Consider the following 25,659-nt stretch of genomic DNA (forward strand, 5'->3'; position numbering starts at 1 on the left):
TGGGTTTGCTTACAGAGCATAGGGCAGCGATGCGGGGTCACCGTAATTATCCGATACCCGAGTGATGCCATCGCGAGCAGGCTCGCTCCCACATGGGATTTGTGAACACCGCAGATCAAATGTGGGAGCGAGCCTGCTCGCGATGGGGCCTGCACTGTCAGCATAAAACTCAACCTGAAATCAGCTCATCGATATGTCGATAATCAACCTGCAGCTGCGCTGCCAACACCTTTGCCCGGCCAAGATGAATCGGCCCCCGCTCGATGTCGATCAGCAACCCCGGGCAATCCAGCGCCGGTAACGCCGACCACTCCTTCAGCCGCCCATCCGTCACCAGCAACAACCGTTGCTGCTCTGCCGGGAAGCGCTTTTGCCGTGCCGCCAACCAGTGCCCCGCTTCTCCCAGTGCCGCCAGCATCGGCGTACCGCCGCCAGCCCCAAGCCCTTCGAGCCAGTGGCGTAAACCCGCAGAGGCTTTCAACCCTTGCACCTGCCACTTCGGCACATGACCGCTGGCGGTCAGCAAAGCCAGTCGCGCACGCTGTCGATAAGCGTCGTCGAACAGTTGCGCCAACAGGCCCTTGGCATCGCTCAACGCCTGATGACGCCGGGTCGAGGCCGAGGCATCGACGATCACCAGCCACAGTTCGTGGGGGGAGCGAGTACGCAGGTGAAACAGCACATCGTCGCGTTGACGCGGTCGACCATCGAGCAAGGTGCCGGGCCAATTGATCGCCCCACTACGGGCCGCGTGACGCTTGCCCTGCTTACCGTGATCCAGCCGTCCTGCGCGGGGTCTGGCATTCGCCCCCGCGTCCGATCGAGGGCGAATGCCTAGGGCTTTTTTGGCCAGCTCGGCACGTCACGTCGAGCGCCGACCGGCAGCGCCTGGGCGGGCATTTCACCCCACTGGCCCTGGCCTTCGTTCGGGCTCAAGGTTTGCGAAGAGGTCTGCTGCGGCGCTTGGGAATGTTGGGGCGCAGAGGTCGTATGCGCTCGACGGCGATGGCGCAAGGCGAATTCGGCGACCGCGTCGATATCTTCTTCGGCGATGGCGTTCGCGCCGCGCCATGCCGCATGAGCCCGAGCTGCACGCAGCCAGACCAGATCGGCCCGCAGACCATCAACGCCGGCAGCAAAGCAGCGCTCGGTGATCTGCGCCAGCGCGGCATCGTCGAGGGGAATGCTCGCCAGTACGGCACGCGCCTTCCGGCAACGCTCGCGCAGCGCCTGCTGCTGGCTTTCCCATTCGGCGCAGAACCCTTGCGGGTCGCTGTCGAAATCCAGTCGACGACGGATGATCTGGCCCCGCTCGGCGGGTGCAGTATGGCCGCTGAGGGCGACATTCAGACCAAAACGGTCGAGCAGTTGCGGACGCAGTTCGCCCTCTTCCGGGTTCATGGTGCCGATCAGTACAAACTTCGCCGAATGCCGATGGGAAATCCCGTCACGCTCGATCAGGTTGGTGCCGCTGGCGGCCACGTCGAGCAGCAAGTCCACGAGGTGATCGGGCAGCAGATTGACTTCATCGACATACAACACTCCGCCGTCGGCCTTGGCCAGTACGCCGGGGGAAAACTGTGCGCGTCCTTCGCTCAGGGCCGCGTCGAGGTCGAGAGTGCCCACCAGCCGTTCTTCGGTGGCGCCCAGGGGCAAAGTGACGAATTGACCGCTGGCCAACAGGTCCGCCAGGCCTCGGGCCAGGGTGGATTTGGCCATGCCGCGCGGGCCCTCGATCAACACGCCACCGATTTTCGGGTCGATGGCGGTCAGGTACAGCGCGAGTTTCAAGTCATCGGCGCCGACCACGGCGGAGAGCGGGAAATGGGGGGTGTCGGTCATGTTCAAAATCTCAGTCATGGTCGGTGATGATGATCGTTCCCACGCTCTGCGTGGGAATGCAGCCCGGGACGCTCTGCGTCCCAACAGCCGAACGCGGAGCGTCCGTAGAGGCATTCCCACGCAGAGCGTGGGAACGATCCCGCTAACTGTCTTCTTCTATATCCAGCAACAAATTCTCCAGCGCCTCGCGGTACTCACCCGGCTCCTGCCACATCCCCCGTTGCTGCGCTTCGAGCAGGCGCTCGGTCATGTCGCGCAAGGCGTGGGGATTGTGTTCGCGAACAAAGTCCCGGGTTGCCGGATCGAGCAAATAGGCATCCGCCAGCAACGCATACTGGTGATCGTCGATCAACTGCGTGGTGGCGTCGAACGCAAACAGGTTATCGACCGTCGCCGCCAGTTCGAACGCGCCTTTATAGCCATGACGCTTGACCCCGTCGATCCACTTCGGATTAGCCGCCCGGGAACGGATCACCCGGTTCAGCTCTTCCTTCAACGTGCGAATCTTCGGCAAGTCCGGCTGACTGTGGTCGCCGTGATAACTGGCCGCCGCTGCACCGCTGAGGCTTTCGACGGCCGCCAGCATGCCACCCTGGAACTGGTAATAATCGTTGGAATCGAGCAAGTCGTGCTCGCGGTTGTCCTGATTCTGCAACACTGCCTGCACCTGGCTCAGACGCTGGGAAAACTGTTCGCGGGCGGCGGTACCTTCATCGGAACCGCCGTAAGCGTAGCCGCCCCAGTTCAGGTAAACCTCGGCCAGGTCTTCACGGCGTTGCCACAGGCGACCGTCGACGGCGCCCTGCACACCCGCCCCGTAAGCGCCCGGTTTGGCTCCGAAGATGCGCCAGCCGGCCTGCCGCCGAGCCGCTTCCTCATCCAGACCGGACTCCAGCAGTGCTTCACGCTCGGCACGCACCTTGGCCGCCAACGGGTTGAGATCGTCCGGTTCATCCAGCGCGGCGACCGCTTGCACGGCGGCGTCGAACAGCCGGATCAAGTTGGCAAAGGCATCCCGGAAGAATCCAGAGACACGCAAGGTCACGTCCACGCGAGGCCGGTCCAGCAAACTCAACGGCAGAATTTCGAAGTCATCGACCCGCTGGCTACCGGTCGCCCACACTGGCCGCACGCCCATCAGCGCCATGGCCTGGGCAATGTCGTCGCCGCCGGTACGCATGGTTGCGGTACCCCAGACCGACAGGCCGAGCTGACGCAGGTGGTCGCCGTGGTCCTGCAAGTGTCGCTCAAGAATCAGGTTTGCGGATTGGAAGCCGATGCGCCACGCGGTAGTGGTCGGCAGGTTGCGCACGTCCACCGAATAGAAATTGCGCCCGGTGGGCAGCACGTCCAGCCGTCCGCGACTCGGCGCCCCGCTAGGCCCGGCCGGGACGAATCGACCGCTGAGGGCGTCGAGCAAACCGCGCATTTCGGCTGGGCCGCAGGCGTCAAGGCGCGGGGCGACGACTTCGAGCAGGTTGTCGATGATGGCGTTCACATCGGACCACCCCCCCTCCTGCGGGAGCGAGCCACTGTGGCGAGGGAGCTTGCTCCCGCTGGACTGCGCAGCAGTCCCATTTTTTGGGGCCGCTTCGCGACCCAACGGGAGCAAGCTCCCTCGCCACAGTGGCTCGTTCCCACAAGGTCCGGGCATGGCTTGAGGAGGGTTCAGTAGTTCGACCTCGGCATTTAAAGCCTGCTCGATCAACTGCACGGCGAACAGCTCCAGACGTTCGCGGGTATCCCCCGCCGTACGCCACAGCTCATCACTGACCGACAGCAATGCGTCCGGTCGAGGACCGTTCCAGGGCTCGGCCAAAACGCAGTCCAGCGGATCGAAACCTAGCGCAAACGCCTTGGCCAGCGCCCGCAGCAAGCTCGATTGCGCCCCACGGCCGTCGCCGCGAGGAATACGCAGCAAGGCCACCAAGGTATCAATGCGCAATCGCCCGGTCGGCGATTCGCCAAACACATGGAGGCCATCGCGAATCTGCGACTCCTTCAAATCACACAGGTACGTGTCCAGGCGCGGCAGCCAGATCGCCGCATCCGCATCGCTGTCGAGTTTCTCGTCCAGTTGCAGTTCGCGGTCGATGTGCGTGTCGCGCACCAGTTGCAGAATGTCGCGCTGCAACTCCCGGGCGCGGCGCGGATCGAGCAATTGCGCTTCGTAATATTCGTCGGCCAGCAATTCGAGATTGCGCAACGGGCCGTAGGTTTCGGCGCGGGTCAGCGGCGGCATCAGGTGATCGATGATCACAGCCTGCGTCCGCCGTTTGGCCTGCGCGCCCTCGCCCGGGTCGTTGACGATGAACGGATAGATGTTCGGCAGCGGCCCAAGCAATGCGTCCGGCCAGCAGTTTTCCGACAACCCGACACCCTTGCCCGGCAGCCATTCGAGGTTGCCGTGCTTGCCGACATGGATCACGCAGTGGGCGCCGTAGGTGTTGCGCAACCAGAAGTAGAACGCAAGATAACCGTGGGGCGGCACCAGGTCCGGGTCGTGATAGACGGCACTTGGATCGACCTGATAACCCCGGGCCGGTTGAATGCCGACGAAGGTCAGGCCGAAGCGCAGGCCGGCAATCATCATTCGCCCGCCACGGAACATCGGATCGCTTTCGGGCGAGCCCCAACGTTCCAGCACGGCCTGACGATTGGTTTCGGGCAGCGCGTTGAACATCAGAAAGTAATCATCCAGCGCCAGGCTTTGCTGACATGGACGTTGATCGATAGTGTCCAGGTCATTGCTGACGCCACCGAGCAATTGCTGGATCAGCGCGGTGCCGCTGTCCGGTAACTCGGCCGGTAGCGGATAACCTTCGGCGTGCAGGGCACGCAGGATATTCAGCGCGGCGGCCGGGGTGTCGAGCCCCACACCATTGCCGATACGCCCATCACGAGTCGGGTAATTGGCGAGGATCAGGGCGATGCGTTTTTCGCCGTTGGGCACTCGCGCCAGATCGATCCAGCGCCGCGCCAGTTCGGCGACAAAATCCATGCGCTCGGGTTGCGGCCGGTAACAGACCACATCCGACTGACTGCGCTCGCTGCGCCAAGCCAGGTCCTTGAAACTGATAGGTCGGCTGATGATCCGCCCGTCCAGCTCCGGCAGCGCAATGTGCATCGCCAGGTCACGGGGGCCGAGCCCCTGCTCGCTGGCGCGCCAACCCGGTTCGTTGTCCTGGGCGCAGATCGCCTGGATCACCGGAATGTTGCGGCGAAACGGCCGCAAGTGCGGCGCTTCAGGGCTGGACTGGGCGAAACCGGTGGTGTTGAGAATCACCCCCGCCTCGACCTCATCCAGCCAGTCCTCGACCACCGTCAGGCAGCCGGGTTCTTTCAAACTGGCCAGCGCAATCGGCAACGGGTTCAACCCCGCCGCCTGCAAACGCTGGCAGAAAATATCGATGAAGCCGGTATTCGCCGCCTGCAAGTGCGAGCGGTAGAACAGCACCGCCGCCACCGGCTGATCAGCCTGCCAGTCGGCTTGCCAATCCTTCAGTTCAGCAGGGCTTTTTTGCCGGTGGTAGATCGCGGTGCGCGGCAGGGTTTGTGGCTCGGCCCAAGCGTAATCGCGACCCAGCCAGCGATTGGCCAGACAGCGGAAAAAATCCAGGGCATTGCTCATGCCGCCCTGGCGCAAAAACTGCCAGAGCCGGTCGCGGTCTTCGGAGATCACGGTGCTCAGGTCGCTGAGTTCCGGGTCCGGGCGATCGTCCCCCGGCACCAGAATCAGCTGCACGCCGCGCTGGGACAGCGCCACCAAGCGCTCCACGCCATAACGCCAATAGGCGATGCCACCGTGCAGCGAAATCAGAATGACCTTGGCGTGACGCAACACTTCATCGACGTAGAGATCGACCGAAGCGTGATTCTGCACCTGCATCGGGTTGGCCAGGCGCAGGCTCGGGTAATCGTCGGGCAACTGCTGCGCCGCTTCGGCGAGCAACGCCAGGCTGGAATCGCCGCTGCACAGGATCACCAGCTCGGCGGGAGTTTGTCCAAGGTCGGCAATGTTGTCATCCGACACGAAGCCGCCGGGCTGGGTCCTGAGCAGGTGCATGGGTTAAACGCTAAGCGCGGCGCGCAATTGCGCTTCGAGCGCAGCGGCATCCAGCGCCTGACCGATCAACACCAGACGGGTCGCGCGCGCTTCCTCGGCGCCCCACTGACGATCGAAGTGCTTGTCGAAACGCGTGCCCACGCCCTGAATCAGCAGGCGCATCGGTTTGTTCGGCACCGCCGCGAAACCTTTGACCCGCAGGATGCCGTGCTGGACCACCAGTTGGGTCAGCGCATCCATCAGCAAGCTTTCGTCGGCTTGTGGCAGCTCGATCGAGATGGAGTCGAACGCGTCATGGTCGTGATCGTCTTCGCCTTCATGGTGATGATCGTGATGGCTGTGGCGGCTGTCGATGTGCTCTTCGGAACCGGCACCGAGGCCGATCAGCACGTCCAGTGGCAGACGACCGCTGCTGGCTTCGATGACTTTTACCGCTGGCGGCAGCTCTTCGGCGACTTCCAGGCGCACGCGGGCCAGGTCTTCAGGGCTGATCAGGTCGGCCTTGTTGAGGATCACCAGGTCGGCGCTGGCCAGTTGGTCGGCGAACAGCTCGTGCAACGGCGATTCGTGGTCCAGGTTCGGGTCGAGTTTGCGCATGGCATCCACTTGATCCGGGAATGCAGCGAAGGTGCCAGCGGCGACGGCCGGGCTGTCGACCACGGTGATCACCGCGTCAACCGTGCAAGCGCTGCGGATTTCCGGCCACTGGAAGGCTTGAACCAGAGGCTTTGGCAGTGCCAGGCCGGAGGTCTCGATCAGGATGTGGTCGAGGTCGCCGCGACGAGCGACCAGTTCGCGCATCACCGGGAAGAATTCTTCCTGAACGGTGCAGCACAGGCAGCCGTTGGCCAGTTCGTAGACTCGACCGTTGGCTTCTTCTTCGGTGCAGCCGATCGAGCACTGCTTGAGGATTTCACCGTCGATGCCCAGCTCGCCGAACTCGTTGACGATCACCGCGATACGGCGGCCCTGAGCGTTGTCGAGCATGTGGCGCAGCAAGGTGGTTTTGCCCGAACCGAGGAAGCCGGTAACGATGGTGACAGGGAGTTTGGCCAGTGTTTTCATCGGATGCCCTTTGGCAAGGTGGCGGGCATACGGGACGACGACCGGCAACGCGGGGGCGCGTGCCTGAAGAGTTCGCCACCGGATCACCCCGCCCGGTTGAAAGTGAGAATCTGTGTCGAGGCAGGTCTCCTGGCTGACGGTGTGCCGGTCTTTCGACTGGCGATTCCTGCGCCTTCCCGCGCGACCAGTGGAAGGTGCGTGCAGTGGCCTGGCAGAAACACAACCGTTCACAGTTGCGGGGGCAGCCGCGGCATCGACCGCGTTCCCTTCTTAGCTTCGGCAGACGCCGAAGAACCTCGAAAGCGCAAGGCTACGCATCGTGTGGGGGCGGGTCAATGTCCGCGCAGAGATCTGTGGCGGCTGTGATGACGCCTTCGCGAGCAAGCCCCCTGCCAATTGACGCCCAACCCCCGCCCATGCTCTCCTACACGCCTTGTTACGGGTGCCCTTCACAGGGTGAAACGGGAAACCGGTGAATCATGTGCTTTACTCTAAAGCCATGTCAGTCCGGTGCTGCCCCCGCAACGGTAAGCGAGTGAAGCGTCAGATCCACTGTGCCTGTCATAGGGCATGGGAAGGTGATGCTTGCAGGTTCAGGCGAAAGCCAGCGCCCCTCGCGAGCCCGGAGACCGGCCCGCAACATAAAGTGACTCTTACGTTCACTGAATAACAAACCCGCGGTGGGCGGGCGCTGTTCGAAATCTCTGCGTGCCCCCGGCGTGCGGAGGTTTTCATGCGCTCTATTCACCCGCTGACAGACCAGAGGGAAGCGCCATGTCGATCATCAGCAGCACCGGCCACACAACCGCAAGCACCACCACAACCCTGAGCCAACGCCTGACCGCCGCCTTTTGTGCGTCGATCCTTGGCGCTAGCCTTGTGTATTTCGCCGGTTTCTCGCACATCGAAGCGGTGCACAACGCCGCGCACGATACCCGTCACAGCTCTGCCTTTCCGTGCCATTGAGACCTGCTGAGATGATCAAGCGTATTGCGCAAACCGCAGGGTTCACCGGGTTGCTGGCCGCCCTGCTATTGACCCTGCTGCAAAGCTTCTGGGTCGCACCGCTGATTTTGCAGGCCGAGACCTACGAAAAATCCGAGCCGGCCGCTGTTGAAGTCCACGAGCACGCCGCCGGTGCTGTCGCCGCTCACACCCACGATGCCGAAGCCTGGGAGCCTGAAGACGGCTGGCAGCGCGTGCTGTCCACGACGGGCGGTAACCTGGTGGTTGCAGTCGGGTTCGCCCTGATGCTCGCCGGTCTCTACACCTTGCGCGCACCAACCAAGACCTCTCAGGGCCTGCTCTGGGGTCTGGCCGGTTACGCGACCTTCGTGCTGGCGCCAACACTCGGCCTGCCACCTGAGCTGCCGGGCACTGCCGCGGCGGATCTGGCGCAACGGCAGATCTGGTGGATCGGCACTGCCGCGTCCACGGCGGTCGGCATCGCGCTGATCGTGTTCAGCCGCCACTGGTTGATGAAAGTCCTCGGCGTGGCGATTCTGGCCGTGCCTCATGTGATCGGTGCGCCGCAACCGGAAGTCCATTCGATGCTGGCGCCGGAAGCCCTGGAAGCGCAATTCAAGATCGCTTCGCAGCTGACCAACGTGGCGTTCTGGCTGGCCCTGGGCCTGATCAGCGCCTGGTTGTTCCGCCGTAAAAGCGATGGCCATTACTGCGCATGACTGACGTCAGCACAGCGCCGACCCTGGTGGTCGGCCTGGGCTGCCAGCGCGGCTGCCCCGTCAGCACGCTGCGGGCGCTGCTTGATCAGGCGTTACAGGCCCATCAAATCGAACTCCGTGAGATCAAGGCCCTGGCCAGCATCGACCTGAAGCGCGAAGAACCTGGCCTGATCGCACTGGCCGAACAGCTGGCATTGCCGTTGATGTATTTCAGCAGCGAACAATTGGCCGGTTATGAACCGCAACTCAGCCACCACTCGGACATCGCGTTCGAACGCACCGGCTGTTACGGCGTAGCGGAAAGTGCCGCGCTGGCATTGGCCGAACAATTGGCTCAGGCGCCTGCAAAGTTACTGATTCCACGACAAAAATACGCCCAGGCCACCCTGGCATTGGCCAGCGCCGCGTAAAATCCCCGATAATCCCCGCCTTCGATCATGAGCAATCTTCATCTGAAGCCTGCCCAAGCCCTTTTTCTGACAGGAAACGACGATGACCGTCTACTTCATTGGCGCAGGCCCCGGCGACCCGGAACTGATCACCGTCAAAGGCCAGCGGCTGATTCGTAGCTGCCCGGTCATCATCTATGCAGGCTCCCTGGTGCCCGCCGCCGTGCTGGAGGGCCATCGGGCCGAACAGGTGGTCAACAGCGCCGAATTGCACCTGGAACAGATCATCGAGCTGATCAAGACCGCCCATGCCAACGGCCAGGACGTGGCCCGGGTGCATTCCGGCGACCCGAGCCTGTACGGCGCGATTGGCGAGCAGATCCGCTACCTGCGGGAACTCGACATCCCTTTCGAAATCATTCCCGGCGTCACCGCCACCGCGGCTTGCGCGGCCCTTTTAGGCGCCGAACTGACCTTGCCGGACGTATCACAGAGCGTGATTCTGACCCGCTACGCCGACAAAACCGCGATGCCTGCCGGTGAAGAACTCGGTAGCCTGGCGCAGCACGGGGCGACCATGGCGATCCACTTGGGGGTCAATCATCTGGAGAAGATCCTTGCCGAACTGCTGCCACACTACGGCGCTGATTGCCCGATCGCCGTGATCCACCGGGCGACCTGGCCGGATCAGGATTGGGTGGTGGGGACGCTTGAGGATATTGCCGAGAAGGTTCAAGCCAAGGGATTTCGCCGAACAGCGCTGATTCTGGTGGGTCGGGTGTTGGGCAGCGATCACTTCAGTGAGTCGTCGCTGTATCGCGCGGGGCATGCGCATTTGTACAGGCCCTGAAGCACTTGTGGCGAGGGAGCTTGCTCCCGCTGGACCGCGCAGCGGTCCCAAAATCAGCCAACGCATTCATCACGGGAAAATGCATCGGCTGGATTGCGACTGCTTCGCAGTCGAGCGGGACGGTGCGGCGATCCGACAAGCTCCCTCGCCACAGGATATCGATCATCCATAAAAAAACGGTGCTCACGGGCACCGTTTTTTATGTTGCAGCGAACACCTTAGTAATAGGCGTTTTCTTTCTGCGTGTGGTCAGTCACGTCACGAACACCCTTGAGCTCGGGAATGCGTTCGAGCAAGGTGCGCTCGATGCCTTCACGCAGGGTGACGTCTGCCTGGCCGCAGCCCTGGCAACCGCCGCCGAACTTCAGCACGGCAATGCCGTCTTCGACCACATCGATCAGGCTGACCTGACCGCCGTGGCTGGCCAGCCCCGGGTTGATCTCGGTTTGCAGGTAGTAGTTGATGCGCTCGTTGACCGGGCTGTCGGCGTTGACCATCGGTACTTTGGCGTTTGGCGCCTTGATGGTCAGCTGGCCGCCCATGCGGTCGGTGGCGTAGTCGACTACCGCATCGTCCAGAAACGCTTCGCTGAACGAGTCGATGTAAGCGGTGAAGCTTTTGAGCCCCAGCGCCGTATCTTCAGGTTTTTCTTCGCCCGGCTTGCAATAGGCAATGCAGGTTTCGGCGTACTGGGTGCCAGGCTGGGTGATAAAAACGCGGATGCCGATACCCGGGGTGTTCTGCTTGGAGAGCAGATCGGCCAGGTAATCATGGGCGGCGTCGGTAATGGTAATAGCGGTCATGGAAACTCCTCGCAGGCTTGGACGCAGTTTACGCCAATCATCGCGCCGCACAAAGTCCTAGTATTTTTGTCGGGAAAGCACAACTGATCCAATGTGGGAGCAGGCATTTCAGAGATTCTCGTAGCGGTTCATGTCCAGCACACCCTCTTCCACTGGGTCGGTGTCGCGGATGTAGCGGCTCAGATCATGGAAATACTGCCAGAACTGCGGATGGCTGCGGCGAATGCCCCAGCGTTCGACGATTTTTTCGAAGCTGGCGGCGTCTTTGGCGTTTTCCATCTCGTCGACAAATGCGGGCACTTGCCCTGCCGGGATGTTGAACATGAAGTTCGGGTAACTGCTGAGTACACCCGGATAAATGGTCAACGTGTCGAGCCCCGGCTGATAGCGCAGCGATTCACCAAGCAGGAACGCCACGTTGCTGTGGGCCCGGTTGCGCAACAGGCTGTAGGCCTCGCGCTTGCCGCTTGGGGTCTCGATGCGCAACATCGTGGCTTCCGGCAACTGATCGATGACTTTCAGCCCCGCCGCCGGACGCGAAGTCAGGCGGCTCAGGGCCTGTTCGGCGTTCTGCAACGCCAGATCGATGTTCGGCCGCGAGCAATAAGCGCCGTCGCAGCGGTTGATCGGGTCGGGTTTGGCGTTGAGGTCGCCGTAACGGGACAGCAACTGCAAGGCGAAGTCGCGTTTCGGGTCCGCCTCGTCCAGCGTCAGCGCCGTTGGTTTGTCATTATCGATGTACTCATAATCCAGCCACATCTTGAACTTGCCGCCGTTCTGATACCAATCGTCGAGGTAGCCGTCCCGTGAGTCGGCCGGCATCAGACGCAGGAAATTTTGCTCGGCACCGTTGCGGATCAGGTCGAAATACAACCGGGTCTGGGCCTGATGGGACACGTTGCCGAACACATCGAAGTTGACCGCCAACTGGTAATACGTGCGTTCCAGCAACGGGTAATCGAACAGCCAAATGGTTTGCGGGACGTCACCGATCAGGCCTTTGTTCACCGAGGCGCTGTCAAAATGCCGGAAGATGCTCAGCAGCGCGTTGTCATTGCCGGCCCACAGGGTCGACCAGCTCGGTGCCGGCAGGTCGGCGTAGCTGTCGCGGCGCAAGGCTTCGTACTCGTTGCGTTTATTGCGGTAGTCGTGCCACAGGCTCAGGACACTGCCGACGTCATCGTTCTGCCCCGGCATCGCCAGCAACGGTGTGGCTTGGCCACGATATTTCGGGTCGGTGATGTAAAGGTCATGCTCCGGGGCCTGGAACAGCGCCCAGAAGTTGTCGCGAATCACGTCGGTGGCGATCTGGCCGCGGCAGACAGGGCCACGAATAAAGGTGCGCACGAAGTATTCGGCGTTATCGAGCATGAACTGGTAACGCGCCTGAGCCGGGATGCCCTCAAAGGTCGTGAACGGATTGGCCCGTCGCTCCGGCCCATAACCCGGCAGTGCGTTGACCTGCCAATTGCCGCTGTAAAACAGGCTTTTGATCCGCGCCATCTTCGCCGCGCTCAGCGGATAGGTGATGTGGGTCTTGTGCACGATCACGCCTTGCACCGGCCACAAACGGTAGTAGACCTGAGTGCCCGGATCGTCATTCGGGCGGCGAGTGTTAATCAGATCGATCGGCTGCCCCGTCGGCGTGCGCGAACGTACCCACTGAAAGAAGTGCCCCGGCTCGCCGTCCTTGAAATAGATGTGCGCCAGGAACCAGTGCTCGAACAACCAGCGCCCGACCAGGCTCTCCCGGGCGCCCGGCGCATTGAGCAGGTTTTCCCACTGCACCACCTGCAAGGCCTCCTTGGCGCTGGGCACCAGGCCCTGCTCATCGATTGGTGCACCGGAGGCCAGCCAGCGTTGCAGCGTCTGGTATTGCTGATCGGTCAGGCCGGTGACCGCCAGCGGCATGCCCTCTTTCGGATGGGAGCCGGCGTAGCCGCCGAACTCCACCGGCATGGCGCACATGTTTTCCCGGTTCAGGCCCAGGACGATGTCTTCGGGCAATTTGGCGTTGGGTTGCAACGGGGTTTTGTGGCCCAGTTCGAGCATGCGCGCCATCAGCGCCGCCTGGCTGCCCTGGGCGTCGAGCACCGAATAGAAGCCCTTTTGCTGCCAGGCACGTTTGCCGAAGGCGTCATAAAACAGCCGGGTCGGCGCGGCGGCCTGGCTGCGTTCGCCATCATAGACGAGTGCCTTCGTTGCACCTCGGGCCGCCCCTTCACCACTGCCCAGATTGAGCTGACAGGCGGAGTCGTAGCAGGCATGGCAGGCCACGCACTTTTCGGTGAAGATCGGTTGAATGTCGCGGACGTAGGAAATATCCGGACCTTGCGCAGCGGCGCCCCCGCTTAAAAGCAGCATCAATAGGCTGATGACGACGCGATACGACATATCCCTGGTCCTGATCGTGAGAAAACGCCGCGATTCTACCGGTCTGGCCTGCGCACCAACATGAACGATATTCATGCAAAATCGGCACATGCTCTAAAAGCGCACAGGTTTGTTATTATCCCGGCCCTTCGTCATGGCCTTACCGAGTAGTCCAAATGTCCGATCGCAGCGTTCGCCTTCAAGCTCTCAAGCACGCCCTCAAAGAGCGCATCCTGATTCTCGATGGCGGCATGGGGACGATGATCCAGAGCTACAAGCTCGAGGAGCAGGATTACCGTGGCAAACGCTTCGCCGACTGGCCGAGCGATGTCAAAGGCAACAACGACCTGCTGGTGCTGACGCGTCCGGACGTGATCGGTGCCATTGAAAAAGCCTACCTGGATGCCGGCGCCGACATTCTGGAAACCAACACCTTCAACGCCACCCAAGTGTCCCAGGCCGACTACGGCATGCAGGGCCTGGCGTACGAACTCAACGTAGAAGGCGCACGCCTGGCGCGCAAGGTGGCGGACGCCAAGACTCTGGAAACCCCGGACCGACCACGCTTCGTCGCCGGCGTGCTCGGTCCTACAAGTCGCACCTGCTCGCTGTCGCCTGACGTGAACAACCCCGGCTACCGCAACGTGACCTTCGATGAACTGGTGGAAAACTACACCGAGGCCACCAAAGGCCTGATCGAAGGCGGTGCCGACCTGATCCTGATCGAAACCATTTTCGACACCCTCAACGCCAAAGCGGCGATCTTCGCCGTACAAGGGGTTTACGAAGAGCTGGGCGTCGAATTGCCGATCATGATTTCCGGCACCATCACCGACGCCTCGGGTCGCACCCTCTCCGGCCAGACCACTGAAGCGTTCTGGAACTCCGTAGCCCACGCCAAACCGATCTCGGTCGGCCTGAACTGCGCCCTTGGCGCCAGCGAACTGCGTCCGTACCTGGAAGAGCTGTCGAACAAGGCCAGCACCCACGTGTCGGCGCACCCGAACGCCGGCCTGCCGAACGAATTCGGCGAGTACGACGAACTGCCATCGGAAACCGCCAAGGTCATCGAAGAATTCGCCCAAAGCGGCTTCCTGAACATCGTCGGCGGCTGCTGCGGCACCACACCGGGCCACATCGAAGCCATCGCCAAAGCAGTTGCCGGTTATGCGCCGCGCGAGATTCCCGACATTCCCAAGGCCTGCCGCCTGTCGGGCCTGGAACCGTTCACCATCGATCGCAGCTCGCTGTTCGTCAACGTCGGCGAACGGACCAACATCACCGGTTCCGCCAAATTCGCCCGGCTGATCCGTGAAGACAACTACACCGAAGCCCTGGAAGTCGCCCTGCAACAGGTCGAAGCCGGCGCCCAGGTGATTGATATCAACATGGACGAAGGGATGCTCGATTCGAAGAAGGCCATGGTGACCTTCCTCAATCTGATTGCCGGCGAACCGGACATCTCCCGCGTGCCGATCATGATCGACTCCTCCAAGTGGGAAGTGATCGAAGCCGGCCTCAAGTGCATCCAGGGCAAAGGCATCGTCAACTCGATCAGCATGAAAGAAGGCGTCGAGCAGTTCATTCATCACGCCAAACTGTGCAAACGCTACGGCGCCGCCGTGGTGGTGATGGCCTTTGACGAAGCCGGCCAGGCCGACACCGAAGCGCGCAAGAAAGAAATCTGCAAGCGCTCCTACGACATTCTGGTCAACGACGTCGGCTTCCCGCCGGAAGACATCATCTTCGACCCGAACATCTTCGCCGTGGCCACCGGCATCGAAGAACACAACAACTATGCTGTGGACTTCATCAACGCCTGCGCCTACATCCGCGACGAACTGCCGTACGCCCTGACCTCCGGCGGCGTGTCCAACGTGTCGTTCTCGTTCCGTGGCAACAACCCGGTGCGCGAAGCGATTCACTCGGTGTTCCTGCTGTATGCGATCCGCAACGGCCTGACCATGGGCATCGTCAACGCCGGCCAACTGGAGATCTACGACCAGATCCCGGTGGAACTGCGCGACGCCGTCGAAGACGTGATCCTCAACCGCACCCCGGACGGCACCGACGCCCTCCTCGCCATCGCCGACAAGTACAAGGGCGACGGCAGCGTCAAGGAAGCCGAGACCGAAGAGTGGCGCAACTGGGACGTCAACAAACGTCTGGAACATGCGCTGGTCAAGGGCATCACCACCCACATCGTGGAAGACACCGAAGAATCGCGCCTGTCGTTCTCGCGGCCGATCGAAGTCATCGAAGGCCCGTTGATGGCCGGGATGAACATCGTCGGCGACCTGTTCGGCGCCGGCAAAATGTTCCTGCCGCAAGTGGTGAAGTCCGCCCGTGTGATGAAGCAGGCCGTGGCCCACTTGATTCCGTTCATCGAACTGGAAAAAGGCGACAAGCCGGAAGCCAAGGGCAAAATCCTCATGGCCACGGTCAAGGGTGACGTGCACGACATCGGCAAGAACATCGTCGGCGTGGTGCTGGGCTGTAACGGCTATGACATCGTCGATCTCGGTGTGATGGTGCCGGCGGAGAAAATCCTGCAAGTCGCCAAAGAACAGAAATGCGACATCATCGGCTTGTCCGGTTTGATCACGCCTTCGCTGGACGAGATGGTTCACGTGGCCCGCGAAATGCAGCGTCAGGACTTCTATCTGCCGCTGATGATCGGTGGCGCGACCACCTCCAAGGCGCACACGGCGGTGAAGATCGAGCCCAAGTACAGCAACGACGCGGTGATCTACGTCACCGACGCCTCCCGCGCCGTGGGCGTGGCGACCCAGTTGCTGTCCAAGGAACTGAAGGCCGGTTTTGTCGAGAAGACCCGCCTGGAATACATTGACGTCCGTGAGCGTACCGCCAACCGCAGCGCCCGTACCGAACGCCTGAGCTACCCGGTGGCCATCGCCAAGAAGCCGCAGTTCGACTGGGGCAGCTACGAGCCGGTCAAACCGACGTTCACTGGCGCCAAGGTGCTGGACAACATTGATCTGAAAGTGCTGGCCGAATACATCGACTGGACGCCGTTCTTCATTTCCTGGGATCTGGCCGGCAAATTCCCGCGCATCCTGCAGGATGAAGTGGTCGGTGAAGCCGCCACCGCGCTCTACGCCGACGCCCAGGAAATGCTCGCCAAGCTGATCGACGAAAAACTCATCAGTGCCCGTGCGGTGTTCGGTTTCTGGCCGGCTAATCAGGTGCGCGACGATGACATCGAAGTCTACGGCGATGACGGCAAGCCATTGGCCAAGCTGCATCACTTGCGCCAGCAGATCATCAAGACCGACGGCAAACCGAACTTCTCCCTGGCCGACTTCGTCGCGCCGAAGGACAGCGGCGTGACCGACTACGTGGGTGGCTTCATCACCACCGCCGGGATCGGTGCCGAAGAAGTGGCCAAGGCCTATCAGGACGCGGGCGACGACTACAACTCGATCATGGTCAAGGCCCTGGCCGACCGTCTGGCCGAGGCGTGTGCGGAGTGGCTGCACCAACAGGTGCGTAAAGACTACTGGGGCTATGCCAAGGATGAGACGCTCGACAACGAGGCGCTGATCAAAGAGCAATACACCGGCATCCGCCCTGCCCCAGGCTACCCGGCCTGCCCGGATCACACCGAGAAAGCCACGCTGTTCAAGCTGCTGGACCCGGAAGCGGAAGAACTCAAGGCCGGCCGCAGCGGTGTGTTCCTCACCGAGCATTACGCCATGTTCCCGGCGGCGGCGGTCAGCGGCTGGTATTTCGCGCACCCGCAGGCGCAGTATTTTGCCGTGGGCAAGATCGACAAGGATCAGGTGCAGAGTTACACCTCACGCAAAGGTCAGGAGTTGAGCGTGACCGAGCATTGGCTGGCGCCTAACCTGGGCTATGACAACTGATACGGCGAGTTTGAAAGCCTGAACGAAGAACGGCCCCTGGAGTGATCCAGGGGCCGTTTTCTTTGATCAATCCGCTTACAGGCCGATGTCGGCGCGTTCGCGTTCGGTCAGTTGAATCGCCAAACCCAGCGACTCGACGTTATTGGTTTTACTCAACGCCGCTATTTCCGTCAGATAGTCCTCACTGAAGTCCGGATATCGCGTTTCGAGCGCCTCGGCAGCCTCTGCCTGGCGCTTGTCCAGTGCAGCATATTCATCCGGGTACTTGCGCTTCAGGTAATCGGTCCAGTATTCGCGCTGCACGATATCATCCATGAATTCACGGGTGTTTTCGGCATTGATGACGGCCGTGTAAGCAGCATCGATGTCATGGGCCGTCACACCTGATTCCCCCCGATACAGCATCGAGTCCGGTTGCGCCGGCAGTTCCAGCCGCTCGGTCAGCCCGATACGGTAGGCCAGGCGCACTTCGGCCGGATCCTTCTTTGGCGGGCGTTCGGCATGGGCCTTGGCAATTTCCTCGACTTTTCCAAGGCGGAACAGATTTCTGGAGAGTTTGAAAAGCTCCCTTCCCTCCTGATCAGCTACAACAGATTGCAAGGCATTGAATACGAACACCTTGACCTCCAGATCGCTGAACCGAAGAATTCGGCCATCCCCGCAGGTGTAGCCGCGCTCTGAACGGAGGAACAGGTCCTTGCGCAAATCGGTGTTGCTTCGAGCCGCATCGAGTACTTGCCAGACTCGACGGGTGAGATCAGCACGGTCACTCATGAAATCCCTGGTGTGCCTGAGTTGCGAGAGCAGATGAAAGAAATCTTGCCCGCCCTCTTCATCCTTCAGGCTATCCCACGTGGCTTCCTTGTCGGCGGTCGATTCCCCGGCGCCTTCCATCCAGCGCTCTTTCTGCTCATCCTCGGGTTCGTCCTCGCCCTCTTCACCGGAAGAATGATCGTTGCCATCCCACTCATCCTGCTCATAGTCCTCGATCATCTGGTCGATCTCGTTCAGGTTATAACCCAGACTATTGCCGGACCGGCGTGCATACTCCTGCAAATACCGGAGTTCATCCGCCGACAGTACGTTATCGGTGAGATTGGTACCTCTCATCAGTTCGTCATGACCGGTTGTGGCCTCTGCCGGTAGCTCCCTCAACTGGTTGTAGCTCAAATTCAGTGTTCTCAGTGCGGGCAGTTCCAGCACACCTTCCGGCCACGCACTCAAGTCGTTGTCATTCAAGTCCAGGGTATCGAGCCGCGTGAGCCCACTGACATCGATCGTCTGCAGGCGGTTTTCGCTCAAGTCCAGCCAGCGCAGGCCGGTCATACGGGTGATCTGGCGTTGCAGTGGCTCGCTGCTGGTGAAGTTGTTATGGGCCGCTTCCAGGCGCTCCAGTCGCGCAAGTCCGGTAATGGCGCTCGGCATGCTATCCAGGCCATTGCGATTGAGCATCAGGGTGTGCACCTGACCAAAAGCGCTGAAAAAAGGGTCGAGCCCTTGTCCCCCTGAACTGACCCCCGTCAGGTTCAGCGTTCCGACGTGGCTGAAATCGCCGGACAAAGCGGGCAGCCCCCCCAGGGGAATATCACTCAAGTCGAGCAGGCTGCCGCGGTTTTCCTCCGAGACCGCCAGTGCGCCTCGCAACCGCTGACGCCACACAGCCAAAATCCGGTCGGCGGCGCGACGGCGATAGGTCGACGACACCCGATAATTTCCTTCGCGATAGGTGCGGATGTTGATCCAGTCATTGAGCTGCTGCCTCAAGGTTTCGAGCTGCAGACGCCATTGCGTGATTTGGCTGTCGATCTCCAGAAACGGCAAGCCCTTTGTCCGCAAAAGCTCGATGACCTGTTCGGCGGTTTGTTCGGTCAGGGCCGGGTCCAGCCGTTGCAGGCGGGCCACCAGGGAAAACGCCGGATCGTTTCGGTTCAGGTCCGTCGCCAAAGGCCCAAGAAGATCGCGATTGATCGAATCCTGGGTTTCCTCACCGGAAAAATACTCCGGCTCACCACCCGTGCCCCCCTCCAGCAGCACATCCGGCGGAATACCAAGCGTGTTACCACTGCGCCGGGCAAAAGCCTGCACCTGGGTAAACGCTTCGGTGGTCAATTTGCAACCGCGAAGGTTGGTGTTGAACAGCAGACTGTCGTGCCCGCTCCACGCCTCGCTCGGCACGGCACTGATTGCGCTGTAACCCAGTTCCAGGCGCTTGAGCCCTGGCAGGTTCAATATCCCAACCGGCCAGTCACGAACGGCGGTGTGGCCCAGGTCCAGGGTTTCCAGACTGCTCAGCCCCGAGACATCCAGCGTGCGTACCGGGTTGTATTGCAGGTTCAAGTGTTGGAGTTTTTCCAGCGCGTTCAAGCATTGCTGAACAGGTGGCGTCACAAGGATCTGGTTACGCGAAGCATTCAACGTGGTGAGGTCCGACAAACCTTCCAGAGCTGACGGAAACCCGGCCAGGGCGTTATTGCTGAGATCCAGCTCGCGCAGACCGGAAAAACGCCTCAGAAAATCATCGAGCTCATCGAGTGGCGCCCTGACGCCCCCCATGCGCAAGGTCGATACATGAGCGAAGGCATTTTCCGGAAGTACGGGCAAGCCACCCAGGGCGACACCCGACAGGTCAAGAGTCGAGGCCGACTCGCTGGAGTTCAACCTCCAGGAAGGCCCGGGCACCGATGCCTGGGGCTCGTACTGCGCTCGCAAGCCGTTACGCCAGTTGGATTTGAGCTTTTGCGCCGTCGAAAATAGAGCCTGCGAGTCAACCTGACGCTGATCGACACTGAGTGTGCGGGATTGCCAGGTAACGAGTACCTGGTCCAGCTCACGCTCTTGCCGACGCAACTGCCCGACACGATTGAGCATCGCATCATTGGAGTCTCCAATCCGGCGGAACTGCTCGGCGGCGTTGGTAACCGGATGCGACAGTACACGGCTTACAGCTCCACGGCAGTAGCTGTCGACCATCCTGTCGACGTCAACCAGATGCCCGGGGTTATCCTTGAGCCAGGCGTAGGTCGCCATGAAGGATTCGTGGGTGAGCGTCGACCAATCCATCGTCAAGCCTCGCCACAGACGCTCATGCCCCTGAAGCAATTCGGTGGGCAGTGAATGAAGATAACTGCCTTGCAGGTTCAGTTGCTCCAGATGCTCAAGACCCAGTACGCCGACAGGCCACTCGATCAATTGCGCCCCGGACAGGTTCAGCCCACGCAGCCTGGTCAGCCGGGAAACATCGATGCTGTTGAGATAACCCGAACCCAATAGATTCAACCGTTCAAGCTGCGGCATTGCGTTCAAGCGCGCCTGAAATTCGACCGGGTATCGCAGGCGGTAGCCTTGTACCGTCAGCTCGGTGAGTGATTGCAAATCCGCTAGCGCGTCGGGTAAACCATCGAGTTCGCTTAGTCGTACCGTGAGCTTCTTCACCTCGGAGAAGCGCTGCAGTAGCGTCGCAGCCTGGTGGCCGGTGAAGTCCTGCCCGCCGATCAGCAACTCGCTGACTTGCGAAAACCCGTCCGGCAACGGCGGCAGTTCTGCCAGGTTTTGCAGATCCAGCCGTTGGTACGCATCTCCTGTTCCAAGGAGTGACCGCTGCCAGCAATCGACGATTCGGTCTGCGACCTGTCGCCGCCCGACCGGCCTCAAGGGCGTCGCATCCGCAGGTTGAGTGTCTTGTGCAACCCATCCATCCAGGGAACTGCGCAGAGCTTCAAGTTCCCGAGCCTTGGTGTTCAGCAGATGAAGCGTCTGTTGCTCGGTCTTGCCCTCCATCAGGCATCGATAAACAAAGAGCTCGGCCTCCAGCTCCTGCGCTCCGGGAAAAATATCCTGCACCCGCGCGATGAGCGAAGAGGCCACCTTGCTCCCTGCTCCACGCCCGCTCAGGAGATAGCCCATTCGGCCGTCCGCTAACCGCATCGGTGGTTTGAACCAGGGTTTGATCGGACGCTGCCCAAGGGCGAGCGCCATGTCGCTACGATGATCGAAGGCGTATTGCCGCAACATGTTTTCCAGATCGGCACTCTGTCCGACATGGGGCAATTTCAGGGATTGGCGTGCACTGTCCGGCAAGGCATGCATGATCGAGGCATAAAAATTGCGACCATGACGGGGAACACTGTTGAGGGTCTCCCCTCGCTCGTTGAAGGCCTGGTAACCGCTAGACTGTTTGACCAGAGATTTACGAAAGGGAGCGTCTTCACTGCCGATGCTGTCGAACAACTGACCGCTCAGCCCGCCATCGCGTACCTCCAGCCTCACATCAGTCGGCCAGCCCGGCAACTTCTCCAGTGCGTGCAGCGCCAGCCTGTCGCTATCGGCTGCCGCCATGCTGTCCAGGTGCAGGCCGGCCAGGGCGCGGTTCAGCCGGCTTTGCTGTACGTACCAGCGGGCTTCTTCGGCCAGCCGCAAGGGCACCCGTTGACTGTCGCGCATTCTGGCGCGCTCCAGATCGCTGGCATTGGCCAGCAATTCGGTGGCGGCCTCTGTCGACAGCCCCGAATGGTGTCGTTTGAACAGTTGCACCAAAGGCTCGTCCGACGTCTCGCTCCCATAGAGATTGTCGAACAGCGCCGTTTTTTTGCTCAGTGCCAGCTCCCCGAGCCGTTCCCTGAGCACAGCCCCCCGCAACGAGGGAACCCGAGCGCCCTGTTCGCCGAGCAGGCCGGTGATCTCCTGCTCATTGAGCCCCGCCAGTATCCGCTCGGGAAACCCCGCCCCCGTCACTTCGCCGCGGCTGAGTTCGATCGTATCCGCCGCTGGACCGTCCTGGACACCGTACCGGGTCGAAGGCCCCAGCTCTGGTGTCCCGTCGAAAACCTCCAGAGCGCGACCGGGCGGCCAGCCCGGCAACTCGCTGACAAAAGGCAGAAGATGGGTGTAATCATCGTTAATGGGCTGATCACTGCGCACTTGCCGGATCAGATCGTTCACCTGCCGATCGACCTTGAACTGACGCAAGGCATCACGAAGCAACGGCGGGGTTGGCAGATTGTCGACGTGCATCTTGCGTAATACATCGTCGTCGATACCGCTGACATCGGCGATGCGTTCAAGCTCCTGATCGGTGAAGCTTTCGGTTTCCTGGCCCATGCGCCGTAACAGGGTCCTGCGATCCCATTCCAGGGGACGTTCCAGGCTGTGGCGCCAGGCACCGCGACCATTGTGTTGCATCAGCGGCTGATAAGCGTCCGGGTTGGACGGATGCTTGATACGCCATTGCTGCGCCTCACTGTCGAAGGTCTTTTCATAGACGTGACCTTCCAGCTTGATGCAGATCTTGCCGCCGATCTCATATTGTCCCAACGCATTGGAGCTGGCCTGGGGATCGAGGGTCAGCGTGCTTCGGTAAGGTGTAAGGTCCGGCTTCCACAACCGCGCTTCACCATTGGGCAATTTGACCGGCACCAACCCGTCGACCCAGCGAGAAACCTGAATGGTCGGTGCCTTGTTCGCCACCGCTCCCGCTACACCCAGCGCAGCCATGAAGGCAACATTCATGGCCACAGATTCGAGATGCGACCAAGCCTCATCACTATCACCGTCCTCCCAGGCCTCAATGCCCTCAAAGACCTCGACGGACAATTGCACAGCGGCGACGGCCATCATCACTTCCCCAAGCCCGGGTACGAAAAAAGCCGCGACGTTGAGAAAGTCCAGGCCCAACTCGGCGTAATGCTTGAGTCGCGCCCAGAATGCTTCGTTGTCCACATCCTCGGTGGGCACTGCCAGCAGGCGTGCATTGGCTTTCAATCGCTGCAGATGCCGGGCGTGGAGTTCGCCGAACAGCTCGCTACCGAAGAAAGTTTCCTTGAGCCGCAGATTGGCCTCGTCATCATAGATCTGCTCATAACGGCCTCGGCGACCGGCGTCGGCGTTCCATTTGTAGGTAAACAGCCCCTCCTTGACCCTGCCGATAAAACGAGCCGACTCATCGTGCTTCACCCATCCCGTGAGAAGACGCTGGTATTGCGCCGAGCGCACGTTGAGCCGCAAGTCCTGCTCGAACGCCTTGAACGAGGCGTACTCCTTGATGGGGTACAACGGTGCACCCGGGATGTAGACGATGATCCGCTCTTCATTTGCACTCAGCTTTTTTTTCAGCAGCGGTATCGGATTGAGCGGTAACAAGGAGGTCCAGGGCTCGCCTCTTTCAAGCAGTTGCCGGGTCCCTCGAGCGGCTGTGCCGATGATGACAATCTCGCTCAACGACGAGCCGAGCATTTCCAGTTGACTGTAGACGATCGGCCGCCCATTGAACGTCGGCCTGGGCTGGTCATTCAGTATTGCCAGCAAGGTTTCATAGCCCGCCTGGGTGATTTCGTCCTTGATGCGTGCGATATGCACACGCATTTCCATTGCAGCCTTCTGTGCCGCGATCATTTGCTCGCGCACCCGGGCCTTGCTGGCTGCAGAATCGAATGTCGCGTCGAGGTGATCCTGATACTGCTTGCCCAGATCAAGGTCGCGACACAGGGTCGAGAACGCGGCGGGCGTTATGGCGAGTTTCTCGGTGTACCGGTGACGCGCCGCTCGCGAGCCGTCCCTCTTGGTCTCCCCGTAGTACTCGGTGCGCAAAGCCCCGAGTGGCGCGATCGCACTTGTTTCGCCGAGGGCCACCTCGTCGAATGCCATGCCTGCTTCGAAGTTGCCCAGCGCTGCCTGCAACAACGATTGCTTGATGGGCGGTTGGCGATAGCGCAAGTGATACAGCTGGGTGTTTTTCAGATCCAGCTCGGCCGCGAACGTCTTTCGCAGCGCATCTTTGAGCAATGGTTCGCAAAAATCGGTGATCCCTTTCAGGTCCTTGAGGGTCCTGGCCAGGGCGTCATTGGCGGCGCGGCTGCGCGCCTGGCTATCGCGCAAGCGCTGGCGCAGCTCGGGCGTCGCGCGTGCAAACCAGCCAGGGTTGGCGTGAGCGGGTAACTGGCCGGGTACCCTGCTACGACCGAGCGCCTTGAGGTTGGCGGCGGTCGCATGGTTGATCCAGGCGGGCAGCCGGTCTTTGATCAGTTCGGTGTGCAAGCCGCTGTCTGCGGATGAGTCCATTCCAGACACGATGATTCTCCTGATGTCAGTGTTGAAACATCAGGAGATCACGACCGCGCACTCGCTCTGCGGTACATAATTATTTGATAAACATTGCCCGGACGACGAATTCACTCCCTGCAAGCGTGGCATTGACTATCCTCATCACACCACTATCAAACCGCAGTCAGAGGCTTTTATGGACGATCCGAACAACAAGCCGCCCACCTTCTGGCAGATGCTGCACAGTGTCATGGCGGCGGCTTTCGGGGTACAGAGCGGCAAGAACCGGGCGCGCGACTTCACCCACGGTAAACCGAGTCACTTCGTGATTCTGGGGATTCTGTTCACGGCGGTGTTCGCCCTGACGCTGTTCGGCATCGTCAAACTGGTGCTGCACCTGGCAAGGATCTGAGCCTGCTTCCAGGCCAATCAGTGCATCAGGATTTGCAAGCTGAACGGGTAGCGATACGACGTCGGTCGCCCCTTGGCCGAGAGTTTCTGGAAATCCACGCCATAATCCTGAGTAGCACTCAACGCCAGTAACCGCTTGGCTTGTGCCCGATCGATCAGTTGCAACAACGGAATCTGCCGGTCGCGCCCGCCATACTGACTGATGTCCACACCCTGATCGTAGTCATGCAGTTGCACCAGGGCCCACCCCCCCAGAGTGAAGTGCCCGCCCAACAGCACACTCAAACGCCCATCCAACAGCGCCTGTAACGCGGTCGGTGAATTGTTGATAGCGCTGAACAGTACATCCTTGCCGGGTTGGCCGCCCGTTTCGGCGTAGGCCTGCATGGCGCCAAAGGCCATTTCATCGTTGGCCGACCAGACCAGCGACGTTTGCGGATAACGCTTGAACAATAACCTGGCCTGTTCGTAAGCTCGTTCACGGGTCCAGCCACCATAGACCAACTGGCGCAACCGCACTTCAGGGTGTTCGGCCAATGCCCGCATCATGCCCTGCTCACGCTGTTGCGCGGCGGGCGTGATCTTCAGGCCGGAAAAGGCCACGAGATCAATGACCTCGCCGGGTGCGACCGGGCGATGCAGACGAATCAACTCCTTGAGCATCAGGTAGCCGCCCTCTTCATTGTTGGGCACCAGGCTGCCCAACCAATCGGGATACTTGTCCGGCTGGGCACCGAGCAGGCGCATCTGGTCTGCGGTCAGGGCGTTGTTGACCAAAAACAGCTTCACGCCACTGCCTTGAGCCAGACGCAGGATTTCGGGCGCGACATACAGTTCGTTGACGAACACCAGATAGTCCGGCCGGTTCGGCCCTTGCAGGGCTTCACGGGCCTGCTTGAGCGTGGTTTCAGCGTTTCGCTCGGAATACCGGATGTGCAAATCCATGCCAAGGTTCTTGGCCGCGGCCTGCATGAACTGCGAGTAACTGACCCAGAACACCTCTTGGGTGGTCCCAGGATTGAGGAACAATACGGACGCCGCCTGGGCGCACGGTCCCAGGACCGTACCAAGCGCCAGCACTACACCACAGAAAAACTTCAACATTTAATCGTCCGAGCCCCCGAAAATTCGCCGCGCATTATAGCCAGCGAAGTCCCTTGAAACGGCGCTTATTCCGGCATTTATCCGACGATTGTCGGCGCCGGGCCCGGACGAGGTCGTTTATTGATGGCTGACCCAGAACACTGCTGTAC

At 60.9% G+C, this 25,659-nt stretch carries 14 protein-coding genes and 2 riboswitches; of the genes, 6 read left to right on the forward strand and 8 right to left on the reverse strand.

Annotation, left to right across the window (positions count from 1 at the left end; translation table 11 throughout):
* Window positions 1-169 precede the first annotated feature (169 nt).
* From AACY49_RS09990 to cobW, 4 genes are all read right to left on the reverse strand, one after another.
* Window positions 170-715 carry a vWA domain-containing protein gene (locus AACY49_RS09990; RefSeq protein WP_258700258.1) on the reverse strand — a complete coding sequence of 182 codons (546 nt, stop codon included), beginning with the start codon at window positions 713-715 and terminating at the stop codon, window positions 170-172.
* 119 nt (window positions 716-834) lie between these two features.
* On the reverse strand, window positions 835-1,842 hold the full coding sequence (locus tag AACY49_RS09995; RefSeq protein WP_320394130.1) for an ATP-binding protein: 1,008 nt from the start codon (window positions 1,840-1,842) through the stop codon (window positions 835-837).
* A gap of 142 nt (window positions 1,843-1,984) precedes the next feature.
* Window positions 1,985-5,908, reverse strand: coding sequence for a cobaltochelatase subunit CobN (gene cobN / locus AACY49_RS10000; RefSeq protein WP_339523376.1), 3,924 nt, complete (start codon window positions 5,906-5,908; stop codon window positions 1,985-1,987).
* A gap of 3 nt (window positions 5,909-5,911) precedes the next feature.
* The gene (gene cobW / locus AACY49_RS10005) at window positions 5,912-6,973 is read right to left on the reverse strand and encodes a cobalamin biosynthesis protein CobW (RefSeq protein WP_339523378.1); all 1,062 of its coding nucleotides are present in this window, start codon (window positions 6,971-6,973) and stop codon (window positions 5,912-5,914) included.
* Window positions 6,974-7,075: 102 nt separating this feature from the next.
* Window positions 7,076-7,287, reverse strand: a riboswitch (cobalamin riboswitch).
* A gap of 109 nt (window positions 7,288-7,396) precedes the next feature.
* Window positions 7,397-7,625: riboswitch (cobalamin riboswitch) on the forward strand.
* Between the two features lie 122 nt (window positions 7,626-7,747).
* On the opposite strand from cobW, the gene AACY49_RS10010 reads away from it, so the two are divergent.
* The 4 genes from AACY49_RS10010 to cobM all read left to right on the forward strand — a co-directional run bounded on the left by AACY49_RS10010 (window position 7,748) and on the right by cobM (window position 9,897).
* Window positions 7,748-7,939, forward strand: a complete 192-nt coding sequence (locus AACY49_RS10010) for a CbtB-domain containing protein (protein ID WP_258700254.1) — start codon at window positions 7,748-7,750, stop codon at window positions 7,937-7,939.
* Window positions 7,940-7,950: 11 nt separating this feature from the next.
* Complete coding sequence (locus tag AACY49_RS10015) at window positions 7,951-8,658, forward strand: CbtA family protein (RefSeq protein ID WP_339523380.1); 708 nt, start codon at window positions 7,951-7,953, stop codon at window positions 8,656-8,658.
* Window positions 8,655-9,068 (forward strand): cobalamin biosynthesis protein, encoded by a 414-nt coding sequence (locus AACY49_RS10020; RefSeq protein ID WP_258700252.1) that lies wholly within the window; start codon window positions 8,655-8,657, stop codon window positions 9,066-9,068. Before AACY49_RS10015 ends, AACY49_RS10020 begins: the two co-directional genes overlap by 4 nt.
* An 82-nt stretch (window positions 9,069-9,150) precedes the next feature.
* Window positions 9,151-9,897, forward strand: coding sequence for a precorrin-4 C(11)-methyltransferase (cobM, locus tag AACY49_RS10025; protein WP_258700251.1), 747 nt, complete (start codon window positions 9,151-9,153; stop codon window positions 9,895-9,897).
* A gap of 218 nt (window positions 9,898-10,115) precedes the next feature.
* Here the strand turns inward: cobM and nfuA are convergent, their stop codons facing one another.
* Window positions 10,116-10,700, reverse strand: a complete 585-nt coding sequence (gene nfuA, locus AACY49_RS10030; RefSeq protein WP_007898222.1) for a Fe-S biogenesis protein NfuA — start codon at window positions 10,698-10,700, stop codon at window positions 10,116-10,118.
* A gap of 108 nt (window positions 10,701-10,808) precedes the next feature.
* Window positions 10,809-13,094 carry a fatty acid cis/trans isomerase gene (locus AACY49_RS10035; protein ID WP_339523388.1) on the reverse strand — a complete coding sequence of 762 codons (2,286 nt, stop codon included), beginning with the start codon at window positions 13,092-13,094 and terminating at the stop codon, window positions 10,809-10,811.
* Window positions 13,095-13,249: 155 nt separating this feature from the next.
* Between AACY49_RS10035 and metH the strand changes: the two genes are divergently transcribed.
* Window positions 13,250-16,960, forward strand: a complete 3,711-nt coding sequence (gene metH / locus AACY49_RS10040; protein ID WP_339523390.1) for a methionine synthase — start codon at window positions 13,250-13,252, stop codon at window positions 16,958-16,960.
* 75 nt (window positions 16,961-17,035) lie between these two features.
* Here the strand turns inward: metH and AACY49_RS10045 are convergent, their stop codons facing one another.
* A complete protein-coding gene (locus AACY49_RS10045; protein ID WP_339523618.1) occupies window positions 17,036-24,013 on the reverse strand; it encodes an NEL-type E3 ubiquitin ligase domain-containing protein in 6,978 nt (2,325 codons plus the stop codon).
* 178 nt (window positions 24,014-24,191) lie between these two features.
* On the opposite strand from AACY49_RS10045, the gene AACY49_RS10050 reads away from it, so the two are divergent.
* Window positions 24,192-24,407 carry a DUF2970 domain-containing protein gene (locus tag AACY49_RS10050; protein ID WP_339523392.1) on the forward strand — a complete coding sequence of 72 codons (216 nt, stop codon included), beginning with the start codon at window positions 24,192-24,194 and terminating at the stop codon, window positions 24,405-24,407.
* A gap of 17 nt (window positions 24,408-24,424) precedes the next feature.
* Here AACY49_RS10050 and AACY49_RS10055 read toward each other — a convergent pair whose 3' ends face one another.
* On the reverse strand, window positions 24,425-25,510 hold the full coding sequence (locus AACY49_RS10055) for an ABC transporter substrate-binding protein (RefSeq protein ID WP_339523394.1): 1,086 nt from the start codon (window positions 25,508-25,510) through the stop codon (window positions 24,425-24,427).
* Between the last annotated feature and the right edge of the window lie 149 nt (window positions 25,511-25,659).

This window comes from Pseudomonas sp. EL_65y_Pfl2_R96, from assembly GCF_963970905.1.
Taxonomy (GTDB): domain Bacteria; phylum Pseudomonadota; class Gammaproteobacteria; order Pseudomonadales; family Pseudomonadaceae; genus Aquipseudomonas.

Bases quoted from the DNA above. Each gene is read 5' to 3' on its own strand.
- AACY49_RS09995 (WP_320394130.1), bottom strand. From the start codon at position 1,842: ATGACCGACACCCCCCATTTCCCGCTCTCCGCCGTGGTCGGCGCCGAT.
- cobN (WP_339523376.1), bottom strand. From the start codon at position 5,908: ATGCACCTGCTCAGGACCCAGCCCGGCGGCTTCGTGTCGGATGACAAC.
- cobW (WP_339523378.1), bottom strand. From the start codon at position 6,973: ATGAAAACACTGGCCAAACTCCCTGTCACCATCGTTACCGGCTTCCTC.
- AACY49_RS10010 (WP_258700254.1), top strand. From the start codon at position 7,748: ATGTCGATCATCAGCAGCACCGGCCACACAACCGCAAGCACCACCACA.
- AACY49_RS10015 (WP_339523380.1), top strand. From the start codon at position 7,951: ATGATCAAGCGTATTGCGCAAACCGCAGGGTTCACCGGGTTGCTGGCC.
- AACY49_RS10020 (WP_258700252.1), top strand. From the start codon at position 8,655: ATGACTGACGTCAGCACAGCGCCGACCCTGGTGGTCGGCCTGGGCTGC.
- cobM (WP_258700251.1), top strand. From the start codon at position 9,151: ATGACCGTCTACTTCATTGGCGCAGGCCCCGGCGACCCGGAACTGATC.
- nfuA (WP_007898222.1), bottom strand. From the start codon at position 10,700: ATGACCGCTATTACCATTACCGACGCCGCCCATGATTACCTGGCCGAT.
- AACY49_RS10035 (WP_339523388.1), bottom strand. From the start codon at position 13,094: ATGTCGTATCGCGTCGTCATCAGCCTATTGATGCTGCTTTTAAGCGGG.
- metH (WP_339523390.1), top strand. From the start codon at position 13,250: ATGTCCGATCGCAGCGTTCGCCTTCAAGCTCTCAAGCACGCCCTCAAA.
- AACY49_RS10045 (WP_339523618.1), bottom strand. From the start codon at position 24,013: ATGGACTCATCCGCAGACAGCGGCTTGCACACCGAACTGATCAAAGAC.
- AACY49_RS10050 (WP_339523392.1), top strand. From the start codon at position 24,192: ATGGACGATCCGAACAACAAGCCGCCCACCTTCTGGCAGATGCTGCAC.
- AACY49_RS10055 (WP_339523394.1), bottom strand. From the start codon at position 25,510: ATGTTGAAGTTTTTCTGTGGTGTAGTGCTGGCGCTTGGTACGGTCCTG.